Source organism: Patiriisocius sp. (assembly GCF_051252435.1).
GTDB lineage: Bacteria > Bacteroidota > Bacteroidia > Flavobacteriales > Flavobacteriaceae > Patiriisocius.
In genome coordinates, this window is sequence record NZ_JBPOFW010000002.1 from 163,836 (window position 1) to 178,919 (window position 15,084).

General features: G+C 36.3%; 14 protein-coding genes and 3 tRNA genes. 14 read left to right on the forward strand and 3 right to left on the reverse strand.

The window, feature by feature from the left end:
* The first annotated feature begins 80 nt into the window (after positions 1-80).
* Together gyrA and ACSHW7_RS05835 are read left to right on the forward strand one after the other, a co-directional pair.
* The gene (gyrA, locus tag ACSHW7_RS05830; protein WP_435678396.1) at positions 81-2,609 is read left to right on the forward strand and encodes a DNA gyrase subunit A; all 2,529 of its coding nucleotides are present in this window, start codon (positions 81-83) and stop codon (positions 2,607-2,609) included.
* 68 nt (positions 2,610-2,677) lie between these two features.
* On the forward strand, positions 2,678-3,937 hold the full coding sequence (locus ACSHW7_RS05835) for a tetratricopeptide repeat protein (RefSeq protein ID WP_435678397.1): 1,260 nt from the start codon (positions 2,678-2,680) through the stop codon (positions 3,935-3,937).
* Between the two features lie 90 nt (positions 3,938-4,027).
* On the opposite strand, the gene ACSHW7_RS05840 is transcribed toward ACSHW7_RS05835, so the two are convergent.
* A complete protein-coding gene (locus ACSHW7_RS05840) occupies positions 4,028-4,777 on the reverse strand; it encodes an NlpC/P60 family protein (protein WP_435678398.1) in 750 nt (249 codons plus the stop codon).
* A 29-nt stretch (positions 4,778-4,806) separates the two neighbouring features.
* Complete coding sequence (locus tag ACSHW7_RS05845; RefSeq protein ID WP_435678399.1) at positions 4,807-5,985, reverse strand: acetyl-CoA C-acyltransferase; 1,179 nt, start codon at positions 5,983-5,985, stop codon at positions 4,807-4,809.
* A 144-nt stretch (positions 5,986-6,129) separates the two neighbouring features.
* On the opposite strand from ACSHW7_RS05845, the gene ACSHW7_RS05850 reads away from it, so the two are divergent.
* The 8 genes from ACSHW7_RS05850 (at position 6,130) to ACSHW7_RS05885 (ending at position 12,404) form a co-directional block, all read left to right on the forward strand.
* Positions 6,130-8,178 carry an HD family phosphohydrolase gene (locus tag ACSHW7_RS05850; RefSeq protein WP_435678400.1) on the forward strand — a complete coding sequence of 683 codons (2,049 nt, stop codon included), beginning with the start codon at positions 6,130-6,132 and terminating at the stop codon, positions 8,176-8,178.
* A 146-nt stretch (positions 8,179-8,324) separates the two neighbouring features.
* A tRNA-Ser gene (locus tag ACSHW7_RS05855) sits at positions 8,325-8,413 on the forward strand.
* Positions 8,414-8,477: 64 nt separating this feature from the next.
* Positions 8,478-8,552 (forward strand) — tRNA-Pro (locus ACSHW7_RS05860).
* A gap of 15 nt (positions 8,553-8,567) precedes the next feature.
* A tRNA-Arg gene (locus tag ACSHW7_RS05865) sits at positions 8,568-8,641 on the forward strand.
* A 458-nt stretch (positions 8,642-9,099) separates the two neighbouring features.
* A complete protein-coding gene (locus tag ACSHW7_RS05870; RefSeq protein WP_435678401.1) occupies positions 9,100-9,402 on the forward strand; it encodes a DUF983 domain-containing protein in 303 nt (100 codons plus the stop codon).
* Positions 9,386-10,012: a Crp/Fnr family transcriptional regulator gene (locus ACSHW7_RS05875; RefSeq protein WP_435678402.1), complete on the forward strand. Its 627-nt coding sequence runs from the start codon at positions 9,386-9,388 to the stop codon at positions 10,010-10,012. The genes ACSHW7_RS05870 and ACSHW7_RS05875 overlap by 17 nt, the downstream gene beginning before the upstream one ends.
* Positions 10,013-10,071: 59 nt before the next feature.
* Entirely contained in the window at positions 10,072-10,875 is an 804-nt protein-coding gene (locus tag ACSHW7_RS05880) for a sulfite exporter TauE/SafE family protein (RefSeq protein WP_435678403.1), read from the forward strand.
* A gap of 110 nt (positions 10,876-10,985) precedes the next feature.
* The gene (locus tag ACSHW7_RS05885; protein WP_435678404.1) at positions 10,986-12,404 is read left to right on the forward strand and encodes an MBL fold metallo-hydrolase; all 1,419 of its coding nucleotides are present in this window, start codon (positions 10,986-10,988) and stop codon (positions 12,402-12,404) included.
* 52 nt (positions 12,405-12,456) lie between these two features.
* Here ACSHW7_RS05885 and ACSHW7_RS05890 read toward each other — a convergent pair whose 3' ends face one another.
* A complete protein-coding gene (locus tag ACSHW7_RS05890; RefSeq protein ID WP_435678405.1) occupies positions 12,457-13,044 on the reverse strand; it encodes a class I SAM-dependent methyltransferase in 588 nt (195 codons plus the stop codon).
* 116 nt (positions 13,045-13,160) lie between these two features.
* Between ACSHW7_RS05890 and ACSHW7_RS05895 the strand changes: the two genes are divergently transcribed.
* From ACSHW7_RS05895 to ACSHW7_RS05910, 4 genes are read left to right on the forward strand one after another with little or no spacing between them, the layout of a single operon-like run.
* Complete coding sequence (locus ACSHW7_RS05895; protein ID WP_435678406.1) at positions 13,161-13,820, forward strand: peroxiredoxin; 660 nt, start codon at positions 13,161-13,163, stop codon at positions 13,818-13,820.
* 6 nt (positions 13,821-13,826) lie between these two features.
* Entirely contained in the window at positions 13,827-14,201 is a 375-nt protein-coding gene (locus ACSHW7_RS05900) for a rhodanese-like domain-containing protein (RefSeq protein WP_435678407.1), read from the forward strand.
* Positions 14,202-14,205: 4 nt separating this feature from the next.
* Positions 14,206-14,481, forward strand: coding sequence for a heavy metal transporter (locus ACSHW7_RS05905; RefSeq protein ID WP_435678408.1), 276 nt, complete (start codon positions 14,206-14,208; stop codon positions 14,479-14,481).
* The gene (locus ACSHW7_RS05910; protein WP_435678409.1) at positions 14,478-14,936 is read left to right on the forward strand and encodes a c-type cytochrome; all 459 of its coding nucleotides are present in this window, start codon (positions 14,478-14,480) and stop codon (positions 14,934-14,936) included. The genes ACSHW7_RS05905 and ACSHW7_RS05910 overlap by 4 nt, the downstream gene beginning before the upstream one ends.
* Positions 14,937-15,084: the final 148 nt, after the last annotated feature.

Genomic DNA, 15,084 nt, shown 5'->3' on the forward strand with positions numbered 1-15,084 from the left:
AGTTTAAAAACGCCGTCAAACCCACCAAATAATGTATCTTGCTTGTTTAGAAAGACAATCTATAATAAACATAAAATACTATGGCTGAAGGTGAAAAATTGATCCCTATCAACATTGAAGATGAAATGAAATCGGCTTACATCGATTACTCGATGTCTGTAATTGTGTCACGTGCGCTGCCAGATGTACGTGATGGTATGAAACCCGTGCACAGACGTGTTCTTTTCGGAATGCACGAACTAGGTATTAGAGCAACAGGTGCTCACAAAAAATCGGCAAGAATTGTTGGAGAAGTACTAGGTAAATATCACCCGCACGGTGATACTTCGGTATATGATGCAATGGTACGTATGGCTCAGGAATGGAGTTTACGTTACCTATTGGTAGATGGGCAAGGTAATTTTGGGTCTGTTGATGGTGATAGCCCAGCGGCAATGAGATATACAGAGGCGAGAATGCAGCGAATTTCGGAAGATATGCTAGCTGATATCGATAAAGAAACTGTAGATCATCAATTAAATTTTGATGATACTCTAAAGGAGCCTACCGTACTTCCAACAAGAGTTCCGGGACTTTTGATCAACGGGGCTTCGGGTATTGCGGTTGGTATGGCGACAAATATGCCTCCTCATAATTTGACTGAAGTTATCGACGGGACATTAGCTTACATTGATAACAATGATATTGAGATTGATGAATTGATGCAACATATCAAAGCGCCAGATTTTCCTACAGGAGGTGTGATTTATGGATATGATGGTGTTAGAGATGCTTTTCATACAGGACGCGGACGTGTTGTAATGCGCGCAAAGGCTACGTTTGAAGAAGTTCAAGGAAGAGAGTGTATCATTGTTAACGAAATCCCTTACCAAGTTAACAAGGCAGACATGATAAAGAAGACTGCCGACATGGTGAACGAAAAGAAAATTGAAGGAATTTCAAATATAAGGGACGAAAGTGATCGTAACGGAATGCGTATTGTTTACATTTTGAAACGTGACGCAATTCCTAATATCGTGCTTAACATGCTGTTTAAGTACACGGCATTACAATCTAGTTTTAGTGTAAATAACATTGCTTTAGTGAACGGTCGTCCACAAATGTTGAATCTAAAAGAATTGATTCATTATTTTGTTGAACACCGTCACGAAGTTGTTGTTCGTAGAACCGAATATTTGCTCCGAAAAGCCAAAGAAAGAGCACATATTCTTGAAGGTTTAATTATAGCGAGTGATAATATTGATGAAGTTATTCGCCTCATTAGGGCGAGTGCAAATGCTGACGAAGCTAGAGCTGCCTTAGTAAATGCATTCGAATTAAGCGAAATCCAAGCCAAAGCAATTGTCGAAATGCGCCTACGTCAATTGACGGGATTAGAGCAGGACAAATTAAGAGCTGAATATGAAGAGCTAATGAAAACAATTGCTGGCTATGAAGAAATTCTTGCAAGCAAAGAGCGTAGAATGGAAATCATCAAAGAAGAGCTTGTTGAAATTCAAAATAAGTATGGTGATGCGCGTCGTTCAGTAATTGAATATGCTGGGGGAGATGTAAGTATTACAGATTTAATTGCAGATGAACAGGTAGTTTTAACCATTTCACATGCAGGTTATATTAAAAGGACATCCCTTGCCGAATACAAAACTCAAAATAGAGGAGGAGTAGGTCAAAAAGCATCTGCAACGCGTAATGAAGATTTCTTAGAACATTTATTTGTTGGGACAAACCACCAATATATGTTGTTCTTCACTCAAAAAGGAAAATGTTTTTGGATGCGTGTATTTGAAATTCCTGAAGGAAGTAAAACTTCAAAAGGAAGAGCTATTCAAAACCTCATCAATATTGAACCAGACGATAAAGTAATGGCATTTATATGTACGAATGACCTTAAAGATGAAGATTATGTGAATAGTCGTTATGTAATTATGGCTACTAAAAAGGGACAGGTTAAGAAAACTCCTTTAGAACAATACTCTAGACCTAGAACAAATGGAATTAACGCCATCACAATTAAGGACGATGACGAATTATTAGAAGCAAAATTAACCAGAGGTGATAGTCAAGTAATGCTTGCTGTACGTAGTGGAAAAGCCATCAGGTTTGAAGAGGAGAAAACAAGACCAATGGGAAGAAATGCCTCGGGGGTTCGCGGAATTAGACTCGCTGATGAAAACGATGAAGTTATTGGAATGATTGCTATTAATGACAAAGAGTCAGAAATTTTAGTAGTTAGTGAAAATGGCTACGGAAAACGCTCCAGTATTGAAGATTATAGAATTACAAACCGCGGAGGTAAAGGTGTAAAAACAATTAGCGTTACTGAAAAAACAGGTAAACTTGTATCTATAAAGAATGTAATAGATTCTGATGATTTAATGATTATCAATAAATCTGGTATTGCAATCCGTATGGCGGTAGAATCTCTGCGAGTTATGGGTCGTGCAACACAAGGAGTGCGATTGATAAAAGTAAGAGAGGATGATTCTATCGCGGCAGTTGCAAAAGTGATGAAGGAAGATGAAGATGTGGATGTAGTGATAGATGAAGAAGGTGTGCCAATTGCTAAAATAGATAATGGCACGTCTCTTGATAATAAGGAAGAAGAATAATTTAAAAACAATAAATTTTAACCATCAAGTATCGGTTTTTTTGGATACTTACTAAATCCTCAATAACAATGAAAAAACAATTAATAGTGATGTCTGCCGTGTTAGTTTCGGTGATGGCATTTGGACAAAAAAAAGAAATTAAAAAAGCAGAAAAAGCCTTCGTGAAAAAGGATCTAGTAGAAGCTGTTGCTCAAATTAAAGCGGCAGAAGCTATGTTGGGTAGTGCCGATGATGAAACTAAAGCACAATTTTATGCGGCCAAAGGCGAAATTATGCTTGCTGATGCAAAAGGTGGCAATTACGAAAAAATGAAAGAAGCTGCTGATGCTTTTATGAAAGCTAAAGAGTTTGATAAGAACAATGATTTTGAAAGTGCTATTGCTGAAGGAGTTCAAAATACAAGGGTTGCATTAGTCAATAGCGCAGTAAAGGATCAAAATGCTAAAAATTATCAATTAGCTTCCGAAAAATTATTACTTAGTTATAATGTAAAGAAAGATACATCAGATTTGTATTTCGCGGCTGGAAATGCAGTTAATGCAAAAGATTATGACGCGGCATTAGCTAATTATGAAAAATTATTAGATATGGGTTACACCGGTATTAGAAAAGAATACCGTGCATTACGCATTGAAGATAATGAAGTTGTAACCTTTGCGAGTGAGGAAGACAGAAATGCTGAAATGATTTCAGGAAAATACACACAACCTACAGAAGGAATGTCTGAATCTGCAAGAGGAGATATTTTAAGAAGTATCGTGTTGATTGAATCTTCAAGAGGAAACAATGAAAAGGCCCTCCGAATTATGAAAGATGCGCGTGCTGAAAACCCAAATGATATGTCATTAGTTCGTGCTGAGGCAGATATGGTTTATCGTATGGGAGACATGAAGCGCTATGAAGAATTGATGAATGAAGTATTAGCGGCTGATCCAACAAATCCTGAATTATATTATAACTTAGGAGTGTCTGCATCTTCAAATGGAAACAATGCAAAAGCTATTGAATATTATAAAAAAGCGTTAGAGTTGAAGCCAGATTATCCTTCTGCTCAAATTAATATCGCATCTGTAATATTAGGTCAGGAAAAAGGCATTGTTGATGAGATGAATGGTCTTGGAATGTCTAAAGCTGACACCAAAAAATACGACGAACTTTCTGAAAAACGAAACGGATTATATTCTCAAGCATTACCTTATCTAGAGTCGGCATTGGCTTCAAGAGGAGATAATGTGGAGTTGGTTAGAACGTTGATGAATATCTACAGCCAACTTTCAATGGATGCGAAGTATAATGAAATGAAAGCTAAGTTGGCAAACATGGAGTAATGCTTTAAGCTCAATATTGTATCACAAAAAATCCCTAGAAATTATTTCTAGGGATTTTTTTATGTTTCAATTTTTACAGAAATAATCAATTTATACAATTTTCTTGATTACTCTTAATTTATGGGTGTGTTCATTGAGGTCATAATTAAAAATACCAGAATGGTCAAGTCTATCAATTCTTACTTTGCCGTGTGCATGAATTATATAATGGTCTTCCATAATAATTCCTACATGTATAATATTACCTTCGGCATTGTCAAAAAAAGCTAGGTCGCCAGGTTCGCTCTCTTCAATAAAACTTAAGGGTTCACCTTGTGTAGCTTGTTGGCTAGCGTCTCTCAACAATTTATGCCCATTTAGTTTGTAGACCATTTGTGTAAATCCACTACAGTCTATACCAAAAGGCGTTTTACCTCCCCACAAATATGGAGCGTTCAAATACCCCAATGCGGTTTCAATAAATTTTGACTTCGGAAATTTTTGTTTGATGGTTCTTCCGTCATAATAATGACCTAAAATTTCGGCACCATTCATAGAACTTCCCATGCAGACTGAAAGTATTTGATTTTCGCTTATGGTAACAATATCTAATATTTCCGAAGAAAGAATTGGGGGTTCTTCTTTAAGTTGAATATATTGGGCTTCTTCAATAAATACAAATTGTTTATTGTCAATCCATCCTTCATAATTGTCAAAGCCTAGTCGTATGCGACTCCATTTTTTTCGGGATTCCAATACTTTAAAATGCTCGCCATAGAGAACTTGGGTAACCATCTCGCTGCTATCTGCAGTTTCGGCCCGGAGAGGGACAATGCTAAGGTTACAAATTCCGAATTTCATTTCAGCTAGTTACAAGTCGTATATTTTAATTAAGCGCGTTCAATCACCATTGCACTAGCACCACCACCACCATTACAGATAGCCGCTGCACCTATTTTAGCGTCGTTTTGTTGTAGCACATTAAGTAGCGTTATCAAAATACGAACTCCGCTACATCCCAATGGATGTCCCAAAGAAACTGCACCTCCGTTAACGTTTACATTACTATCGTTTAATCCTAGAATTTTCATATTTGCAAGTCCTACAACGGCAAAAGCTTCGTTGAATTCAAAGAAATCAACATCACCTTGTACCAGACCAGCCTTGGCTAATGCTTTAGGAAGTGCTTTTGATGGAGCGGTGGTGAACCATTTTGGTTCGTGAGCAGCATCTGCGTAACCGGTTATAGTTGCTAGTACTTTGAGGCCAAGCTCTTTTGCTTTATCCTCGCTCATCAATATCATGGCACCAGCACCATCATTTATGGTAGAAGCATTCGCAGCAGTTACGGTTCCATCTTTTGTAAAGGCCGCTCGTAACGCTGGAATTTTGTCCATTTTTACATTTTTAAATTCTTCATCTTCACTAACCATAACAGGTTCACCGCGCCTTTGAGGTACCGCAACCGGAATTACTTCGTTTGTAAATTTTCCTTCACTCCATGCCTTTGCAGAACGCTCATACGATTTAACAGCAAACGCATCTTGGTCTTCTCTTGAAAAATTATGTTCAGTCGCGCACAAATCTGCACAAACTCCCATTGCATTGTGGTCGTATGCATCAACGAGTCCGTCTTTTTGCATGCCGTCGATTAGTGTAGAAGGTCCAAACTTTACTCCATTTCTCATATGGACATAATGCGGAATGTTACTCATACTTTCCATTCCACCGGCAACAACAACATCTGCATCGCCAAGAGCAATAGCTTGAGCGGCATTCATTACGGCTTTCATACCTGAAGCACATACTTTATTTACTGTGGTACAAGGCACAGCATCTGGAATACCAGCGCCTAAAGCAGCCTGTCTTGCCGGGGCTTGACCCACACCAGCTTGCACAACATTACCCATATAAACTTCTTGAACCATGGCTGGGTCAAGATTTATTTTATCCAGAGCTCCTTTAATAGCTGCCGACCCTAAGGCGGTAGCACTCAAAGAGGAGAGACTCCCCATAAAACTTCCTATTGGTGTTCTTACTGCGGCGACAATGACAACTTTTTTGCTCATGATTATAGTTTGAAAATAGGTAAAACTTTGATTATCCGATTGTCGGATTATTGCTCGCGAATTTACAATAATCTATCTTATTTATCAATTTTTAAGTAGGCGGGTTTTGGCAAAAACCGTCGGTAATGTATACCTTTACTTTTTATGAAAGATATTATAAACGTAGTTTCCAGAAATCAATCGATTATCTATAAGATATTTCTGTTTGTTGCGTCTACTTTTTTGATTATTTATTTTTTTCCGAAAGGAGGGCAATTCAAGTATAATTTTCAAAAAGGGAAGCCTTGGCAGTATGAAAATCTTTATGCGCCTTTTAGTTTTACCATTAAAAAAGATGCCGAGGCGTTAACCGAAGAACAGCAAGAAATTCGTAGCAATGCCATTCCTTATTTTGATTACGACGCCTTTGTAGTGGATGAAGTGAAGGAGGATTTCAATAGATTATTGGCTGAAACGTATGTAGATTCTCTATATTCTACTTCTCAAGCAAAGCTGAAACGTGCCGGGATTAAAATAATAGATGAACTTTACAAATACGGAGTGACGGACCAGATTTTTTCGTACGATGAAAATAAACTAGTCTACCTTAAAAATGGAAATCAAATTTCTGAAATTAACTTCAACCAGATTGTAAAAACTGATAATATTAAAAAGTTGGTATCACTGCCGGCCGCTAATATTTCCGAAGAAAATAGAAACGAATTACTATTAAAAGCAGTAATTGACATTGCTGTAAAACCGAACATCGAACTCGACACAAAACTAACAGAAGCCTCCATCAAAGCTGAAATTGATGCAATAAATCCCAATCGCGGAATTATTGAACAAGGTGGACGTATCGTTGCCAAAGGTGAAGTGGTGGAAGGTGATAAATACCAAATCTTAGAATCGCTAAAATCTGAATACGAATCGCAAGTCTGGACAAAATCTAATTACTTATGGCTGTTGGTTGGGTATGGCTTATTAGTAATGCTAGTGCTTTTAATGTTGTTTTTATTCTTAAAAAAATACCGAACCGATATTTATGAGAATAATACAAAAGTGACATTCATCTTTTTCAACATCCTATTAATGGTTTTGATTACGACGATTGTGGTAAAGTTGGATGCTAAATTTGTGTATGTAGTGCCGTTGTGCATTTTGCCACTCATTTTAAAGGCATTCTTTGATCCAAGACTGGGGCTTTTTGTACATGTCCTCACAGTATTGCTATTAGGGTTTATAGTTCCTAATAGTTTTGAATACATGTTCCTTCAAATTATAGCAGGGATTGTAACTATATTAACGGTTTCAGAATTATATAAACGTGCGAATTTATTCGTTTCGGTGGGACAAATTACGTTTATTTATATAGTTGGTTACTTTGCTTTTGTCTTAATTCACGAAGGAAATGTTAGTGAATTGGAGCCGGAGACTTTTGGTTATTTTGTTTTGTCAGGATTGGCAACTTTGTTTGCGCATCCTTTGATTTATTTCTTTGAAAAACTCTTTGGATTAGTGAGTGACGTTTCGCTATTAGAGTTGAGTGATACAAATTCTAAACTCTTAAAAGAGCTCGCCAATAAGGCGCCGGGTACATTTCACCATTCGCTCAACGTAGCAAATCTAGCCGAGACTGCTGCACAAGAAATAGGTGCAAATTCAATGTTAGTTAGGGTAGGGGCTTTATATCACGACATTGGTAAAATGGCCAACCCAACTTATTTTACAGAAAATCAAGTTAATGGAGTCAACACCCACAATGAGCTAGACCCTACGGAAAGTGCGTCCATAATTATTGGCCACGTAATCAACGGTATTGAAATCGCAAGAAAAAATAAATTACCAGATAGAATCATTGATTTTATACGCACGCATCACGGTAAAAGTTTGGTTTATTATTTTTATAAAGCTGCTTTAGACAATGATGGCGAGGTTAATAAGGAAGATTTTCAATATCCTGGCCCGTTACCATTTTCAAAAGAGACGGCCATTTTAATGATGTCTGACAGTGTAGAAGCTGCGAGTAAGAGTTTAAAAGACCCAACGTCAACCAAAATTGATAATTTTGTTGAAAAGATAATTGATGGTCAAATGGATCAAGGACAGTTTTTAAATTCAAATATTACTTTTAAGGAGATTCAACTTATAAAAAAAGTGCTTAAAAAGAAATTAAACAACATCTATCACTTGAGAGTGGAGTATCCAGAGTAAGTAATCTAACTTTTTTATTTATTAAATTATTGATTATTAAATCAATAAAAATGATTTGAAAAAAATTATATTTTCTGTTGCAAGAAAGCTATTTAAAAATTACATTTGCAACCGCAATTTAAGTGACACGTTCATTTTTATATATTGGAGAGGTGCCTGAGTGGCCGAAAGGAGCGGTTTGCTAAATCGTCGTACCCCAACAGGGGTACCCAGGGTTCGAATCCCTGTCTCTCCGCTAGTACTATTGATATTTTATAGTATCAATTTCATTGACAAATTTTCAGTAAAAAGATAAGTCACGGGGTGTAGCGTAGCCCGGTTATCGCGCCACGTTTGGGACGTGGAGGCCGCAGGTTCGAATCCTGCCACCCCGACTTTTTTTATGCTACGGGCTCGTAGCTCAGCTGGATAGAGCACCTCCCTTCTAAGGAGGCGGTCACAGGTTCGAATCCTGTCGGGCTCACAAAAATCTCCTCTTTGGGGATTTTTTTGTTTCAATAGTGTATAGGCCTTCGAGCATTTTAAAGTTAAAATTCTCTGAGTGAATTAAATGATTAAGGTTATTTCGGATTCATATGGATAGAAATATTAATTATCAATTGATTCAATACTTTTTATTACAGCAAAGACATCTAGAAAATTTCCTCTCTTATTAAATCTATCGAATGCAGTTCATTAGTTTGAAAGTGATATATTTCAGTAATTTAATACAGTGCATTTAGAATACAATTTTAGATGTCATTTTCCTAAATTAATAATTTATGTAACAACTGTTACCAACGTCAATCTACTTTAATCTTTAATTTTGAATAAAATTTATAGATGTATATAAGGTCGATTTTATACAGCATACTTTTTCTTAAATGTCCACAATGCCGTCAGGGTAATTTTTTGGAAGCACATCCTTACAAGCTTTCTAATATGAACAAGGTGAAAGAGTACTGTCCAAAGTGTGGGTTAAAATATTCTATAGAGCCTGCATTTTATACTGGAGCAATGTATGTATCTTATGCTGTAGGTATTGCGGTGGCAGTTGCTGCTTATTTTCTAGGTTTGATTTTTGGTTTTGATTTTGGTCCTACGGGAATTCTTTTGAGTATCGTTGGAGCCTTAGTGATAACGATGCCTTATATTGGTGCGGTTTCAAAATCAATATGGGCACATTTCTTTTTTAAATATGATTCCTTAATTGCAAAAAACGTAAAAGATGATTCAAGAGCTTAAAGAAAATTACGGTTTGTTATTTGAGCCTGAACTTATTAATGAAATAATTAGGGTTGCGACATTAATGGAGGTGCCCGAAGGTAAAGATTTGATGAGACCTGGTCAATATATAAAATCAATGCCACTTTTACTTAACGGTAGTATTAAAATCATGCGTCCAGATAAAGATGGAGAAGAGCTTCTATTGTATCATCTTGAAAAAGGGGATACTTGTGCCATGACAATGACATGTTGTATGGGACACACTAGGAGTGAAATCCATGCTGTTACTGAAACCCCAGCAAAGTTATTGATGATACCAGTGGGGAAAATGGAAGAATGGTCTGGGAAATATAAAACATGGCGAAATTTTGTTTTTAATAGTTATCATGACCGTATAATAGAGATGCTAGAAAGTATAGATAATATTGCTTTTAACAATATGGATGAACGTATAGATAATTATATAAATGATAAAATAAATATTATAAATAGTAAACACATTTATACTACCCACAAAGAAATTGCAAATGACTTACATACAAGCCGGGTAGTGGTATCAAGGCTTTTAAAAAAGATGGAAAATAACAAGAAAATTAAATTACATCGCAGCTTTATTGAAGTCCTGTAACATGAGTTACAAACTATTTTAAATAGCATAAATACATTTGGCCTATATTAAATTGTGATATGGAATTGATTGAAATTTTTGGATATGTAGGTGCGCTTTTTATAGGTCTCGTTTTAGGATTGATAGGTGGAGGTGGTTCTATACTTACCGTACCTATCTTAGTGTATGCACTCTCTTTTAATCCAGTAATAGCCACAGCATATTCTTTATTTGTTGTCGGTACCACTTCACTTGTAGGGGCCATTAAAAATATGATGAAAGATAGGGTTGATTTTAAAACAGCTACTATTTTTGCCATTCCTGCCTTTAGCGCTGTTTATATAACAAGAGCCTTTATTATTCCTTCAATCCCAGATAATATTTTTGAAATTAACAATTTTATGGTCACAAAAAATTTGGCTATCATGCTGTTTTTTGCATTTATTATGCTTTTGGCATCTATAAAGATGATTCGGAGTAGTAGAAAACAACTGGAAGAAGAAAAAGAAACTATAAAATCAAACAATATCTTATTAATGATTCAAGGGTTTTTCATAGGGCTCATTACTGGACTCGTTGGCGCTGGAGGAGGATTTTTAATTATTCCTGCTTTGGTGCTATTAGCGAAACTACCCATGAAAAAGGCGGTTGCTACGTCTCTATTTATAATTGCTATAAATTCTTTGATAGGATTTTTAGGAGATGTACAAACTCATGATATTGATTGGTCATTTTTACTACTATTTACATCAATTTCAGTAATTGGTATATTTGTAGGGATTTGGTTAAACAATTTTATCAATGGTAAAAAACTTAAAAAATTATTTGGCTGGTTTGTATTGATAATGGGAATCTACATTATTTACAAAGAGATCAATATGTAATTTTGGTTGAAAGGCAGTATATTAATATTTGATTCTACTGAAGTTCATTCTAGCCAAATTTGGAGTGCGATACATAAAATAAATTCAACTATTTTAAACTATTTAAAATTATGAAAATCGAACAAATCTATACGGGGTGTTTGGCACAAGGTGCCTACTATATTGAAAGTAATGGCGAAGTGGCCATTATAGACCCACTACGGGAAGTACAACCCTATATAGATAAAACTGAAGCTGCGGGCGCAAAAATCAAATACATTTTTGAAACCCATTTTCATGCAGATTTTGTTTCGGGTCACGTAACACTTTCAGAAAAAACAGGAGCCCCCATTGTGTATGGACCAAGTGCCAATCCAAATTTTGAAGCCATTATTGCAACAGATGGACAGGCATTTAAATTGGGCGAACTCACCTTCGTGGTACTTCATACTCCTGGGCACACGATGGAGAGCACTACTTATTTGCTCAGAGATAAGGATGGGAAAGACCACGCATTATTCACAGGAGATACTCTATTCCTAGGAGATGTTGGAAGACCAGACCTTGCCCAAAAAGCAGCAAATATGACTCAGGAAGAATTGGCCGGAACATTATATGATAGTCTTCGCAATAAGATTATACCTTTAGCAGATAATGTTATCGTTTATCCAGCGCATGGAGCGGGCTCTGCTTGTGGGAAAAATATGATGAAAGAAACTGTTGATACTTTGGGTCATCAAAAGGAAATGAACTACGCCTTGCGTGCAGATATGACAAAAGAAGAATTTATTAAGGAAGTGACTGACGGCCTCTTACCCCCACCAGCTTATTTTCCTATGAACGTAAAAATGAATAAAGAGGGCTACAAGAATATAGAAGATGTTATCGCTCAAGGAGAAAATGCGCTATCTGCAAACGCTTTTGAAGCAGCTGCCAATGAAACAGGAGCTGTAATGCTGGATGTAAGACACCAAAACGATTTTGTCAAAGGACATATTCCAGGTTCTATTTTTATTGGTTTAGATGGTAGCTTTGCACCCTGGGTAGGCGATTTAATTAAAGATGCGCAACAACCTATATTATTGGTGGCAGACACTAACAGGATAGAAGAAGCGATTACCCGACTTTCGCGAGTAGGTTTTGACAATACCATTGGCTATCTCGATGGTGGCTTTGAAGCGTGGAAAAAAGCGTCAAAAGAATATGACACCGTAACATCGATTTCAGCAACTGAGTTCAAACAGATTGAGGATGATAGCAATAACGAAGTATCTGTTTTTGATGTAAGAAAGCTAGGCGAATTCCAGAGTGAGCATGTTGCTAATGCACATCACACTTCACTTTCGGAGTTAAATGAGCACCTTGCTGAATTCCCTGATGAGGAAACATTCTACGTTCATTGTGCTGGCGGTTATCGTAGTATGATTGCTGCGTCAATCTTAAAAAGTCGTGGTATTCACAATTTAATAGATGTGCAAGGCGGTTTTAAGGCAATCAAAGAAGCTGGTGTTGAGACCACAGATTATGTATGTCCTTCAATATTGAAGTAGGATTTTTTAAATTAATTGGTTGGTAGAAAAGTGGCTAAAGACGGCCACTTTTTTATTTGCTCAAAACCAAGGTCGTCATCGCCCGCTCATCCTGCACATTGGTAGTTTTTACAGCTTCCAAAAGCGTGAGATTAAACTCTTGCAATAACTGGTTGATACGTTCTCGGGTCAGATAATAAGTCCCTTTTTGCCCATTTTCTTTAAATTTGATTTCTGGGGCGTTCCCATCCAGCCCTATGTTTGATGCCATTCTTATTATAAGTCTGCCTTTGGGTTTCAACACGCGTATTAATTCTGAGAACATCGCTGTAAAATGGGTTTCGTTTTGCGCAAAATGTAAAACTGCACAGCATAAAATGTTGTCAAAGCTATTTGTGGAATAAGGCAAATTATCTAAATCGCCTTCAATAAAATTAGAAGCATATTTTGGGTATTCCGCTTTCGCGAATGCGAGAAAATCTGAATCGATATCAATCCCGTGAATTTCAAAGTCATTTTTATAGAACCATTTTAAGTTGCGGCCTTTTCCACAACCAGCATCCAAAATTTTTTGTTCAGGTTCAAAGCTGCCTTTCAGAATTTGGTCGATGACGTAAATATCTATGTGACCTAATGCCTTGAAAGTTTCATCATAGTTCATATATCAGTATTTAAAGTTATAGCAATATAGCTTTAATTATTCCACACTTCTGTAACAATGGTTACCGTTTTTAAGTGTTATAAATTTTAATTTTACACAATAAAATAAAAAATAGTATGGAAAATACAGTTGAAAATAACATTAGTTCTATGCCACGTTTAGGTGATGATGCTCCAGATTTTAAAGCAAAGACTACGAAAGGTGACATTCAGTTTTCTGAGTTCGCAAAAGATAAATGGATAGTGATGTTCTCGCATCCAGCTGATTTTACACCTGTTTGTACTACAGAAATGTCTGGCTTTGCCACTCGTAAAGATGAATTTACAGCGCTCAATACAGAACTTCTTGGATTGAGCATTGACAGCATACATGCGCACTTGGGATGGGTTAACAATGTGAGAGAAAAAACAGGCGTTTATTTTGATTTTCCCATCATAGCAGATATTGATATGAAAGTATCAAAACTTTATGGAATGCTGCAACCCAATGAAAGTGAAACCGCAGCCGTACGTGCCGTGTTCTTTATCGACCCGAAAAAGAAAATCCGCTTGATTATGTATTACCCACTTAATCTAGGTAGAAATATGGACGAGATTTTAAGAGCGTTGGAAGCATTACAGATTTCTGATGAGCACAAAGTAGCAATGCCATTGGATTGGAAAAAAGGGGACAAGGTAATTGTACCACCACCAAAAACACTTGACGAAATGAATGCAAGAATTAAGGATGATAGCTGCGAAAAAGTGGACTTCTATCTTGCCAAAAAATCATTATAAAAACAGTTGAAAATAATACTACTTGTTAGGACATTTTTAAGCACATTATTTGGAGCAAAAACTCAAGATACAGACACTATGAAAATTTTAAATCCCGAAGATTATAACAAAGCCATTACTGCGAGCAATGTACAACTCGTGGATGTTCGTACAGCAAAAGAATTTGATGCCGGAGCAATAGCAAATGCTATAAATATTGATTTTTTTAAGGTTGATAGCTTTAATAATGAATTCAATAAACTCGATAAAGAACAGCCAGTTTATTTGTATTGCCGTTCAGGAAATCGTAGTCAGCAGTCAGCTAAAAAGTTAGACTCTTTAGGTTTCAAGAAAATCTACGATTTACAAGGTGGCTATATGGGATGGCCCTATAAAAATTAGAATTATGAAAACTACACTTAAATTACAGAATGTAAAATGTAGCGGTTGCACAAACGTTATTGCTGTGCGATTATTAAAACTTTCGGACATTAATGGTGTAAAGATAAGCGATGGCTCTTACGAAATTTCATTTACATACGAGACTGTAAACAACCTTGTACTGGCAGAGCGAACGCTTACTCAAATGGGCTACCCACCCGAAGATGCAGAGAATACAACTTTGAACAAAGCAAAGTCATTTATAAGTTGTGCGACTGGTAGACTCAATATAAACATATGAAACATTTAATCATCACACTTATCTTAATGCTTTTGCTCACAAGTTGCGATCAACAGCAAAAGAAACAGTATCAAGCAGTCGCATCATTTGAAACTAGTGCAAATGAGTCTCAAGATGGTAAGCTACTTATGGAACAAAAATGCTATGCTTGTCATAGTCCAAGTGCATCGATGCAAAGCAGATTAGCACCACCTATGATTGCAGTAAAAAAGCATTACTTAAATAATGATACTTCCAAAGAAAGATTTGTAGAAGCAATTTGGAAATGGGTTGAAAAACCAGCAATAGAAAATTCAAAAATGAAGGGTGCTGTAAGACGGTTTGGTGTAATGCCATATCAGTCTTTTGAAAAAAATGAAATTGAATTGATAGCCAACTATATGTTTGATAATGAGATTGAACAACCTGAATGGTTTGACGAGCATTTCAAGGAGATGAAAGTTAAAAAACATTGAATTTCAAATACTTGATTCGAGCCAGCGATAGTTGGTTTAATGATGAAAGGAGCAGACTGTAGCAGTCTGCTTTTATTTTTATATTATTTGCCAGTTATGTAACAACAGTTACAAACCAAGGCATCCTGTATCATTAAATTTAAAAGAT

Excerpts from the sequence above, each read along its gene's own strand:
- gyrA (WP_435678396.1), top strand. The coding sequence starts at position 81 with ATGGCTGAAGGTGAAAAATTGATCCCTATCAACATTGAAGATGAAATG.
- ACSHW7_RS05835 (WP_435678397.1), top strand. The coding sequence starts at position 2,678 with ATGAAAAAACAATTAATAGTGATGTCTGCCGTGTTAGTTTCGGTGATG.
- ACSHW7_RS05840 (WP_435678398.1), bottom strand. The coding sequence starts at position 4,777 with ATGAAATTCGGAATTTGTAACCTTAGCATTGTCCCTCTCCGGGCCGAA.
- ACSHW7_RS05845 (WP_435678399.1), bottom strand. The coding sequence starts at position 5,985 with ATGAGCAAAAAAGTTGTCATTGTCGCCGCAGTAAGAACACCAATAGGA.
- ACSHW7_RS05850 (WP_435678400.1), top strand. The coding sequence starts at position 6,130 with ATGAAAGATATTATAAACGTAGTTTCCAGAAATCAATCGATTATCTAT.
- ACSHW7_RS05870 (WP_435678401.1), top strand. The coding sequence starts at position 9,100 with ATGAACAAGGTGAAAGAGTACTGTCCAAAGTGTGGGTTAAAATATTCT.
- ACSHW7_RS05875 (WP_435678402.1), top strand. The coding sequence starts at position 9,386 with ATGATTCAAGAGCTTAAAGAAAATTACGGTTTGTTATTTGAGCCTGAA.
- ACSHW7_RS05880 (WP_435678403.1), top strand. The coding sequence starts at position 10,072 with ATGGAATTGATTGAAATTTTTGGATATGTAGGTGCGCTTTTTATAGGT.
- ACSHW7_RS05885 (WP_435678404.1), top strand. The coding sequence starts at position 10,986 with ATGAAAATCGAACAAATCTATACGGGGTGTTTGGCACAAGGTGCCTAC.
- ACSHW7_RS05890 (WP_435678405.1), bottom strand. The coding sequence starts at position 13,044 with ATGAACTATGATGAAACTTTCAAGGCATTAGGTCACATAGATATTTAC.
- ACSHW7_RS05895 (WP_435678406.1), top strand. The coding sequence starts at position 13,161 with ATGGAAAATACAGTTGAAAATAACATTAGTTCTATGCCACGTTTAGGT.
- ACSHW7_RS05905 (WP_435678408.1), top strand. The coding sequence starts at position 14,206 with ATGAAAACTACACTTAAATTACAGAATGTAAAATGTAGCGGTTGCACA.
- ACSHW7_RS05910 (WP_435678409.1), top strand. The coding sequence starts at position 14,478 with ATGAAACATTTAATCATCACACTTATCTTAATGCTTTTGCTCACAAGT.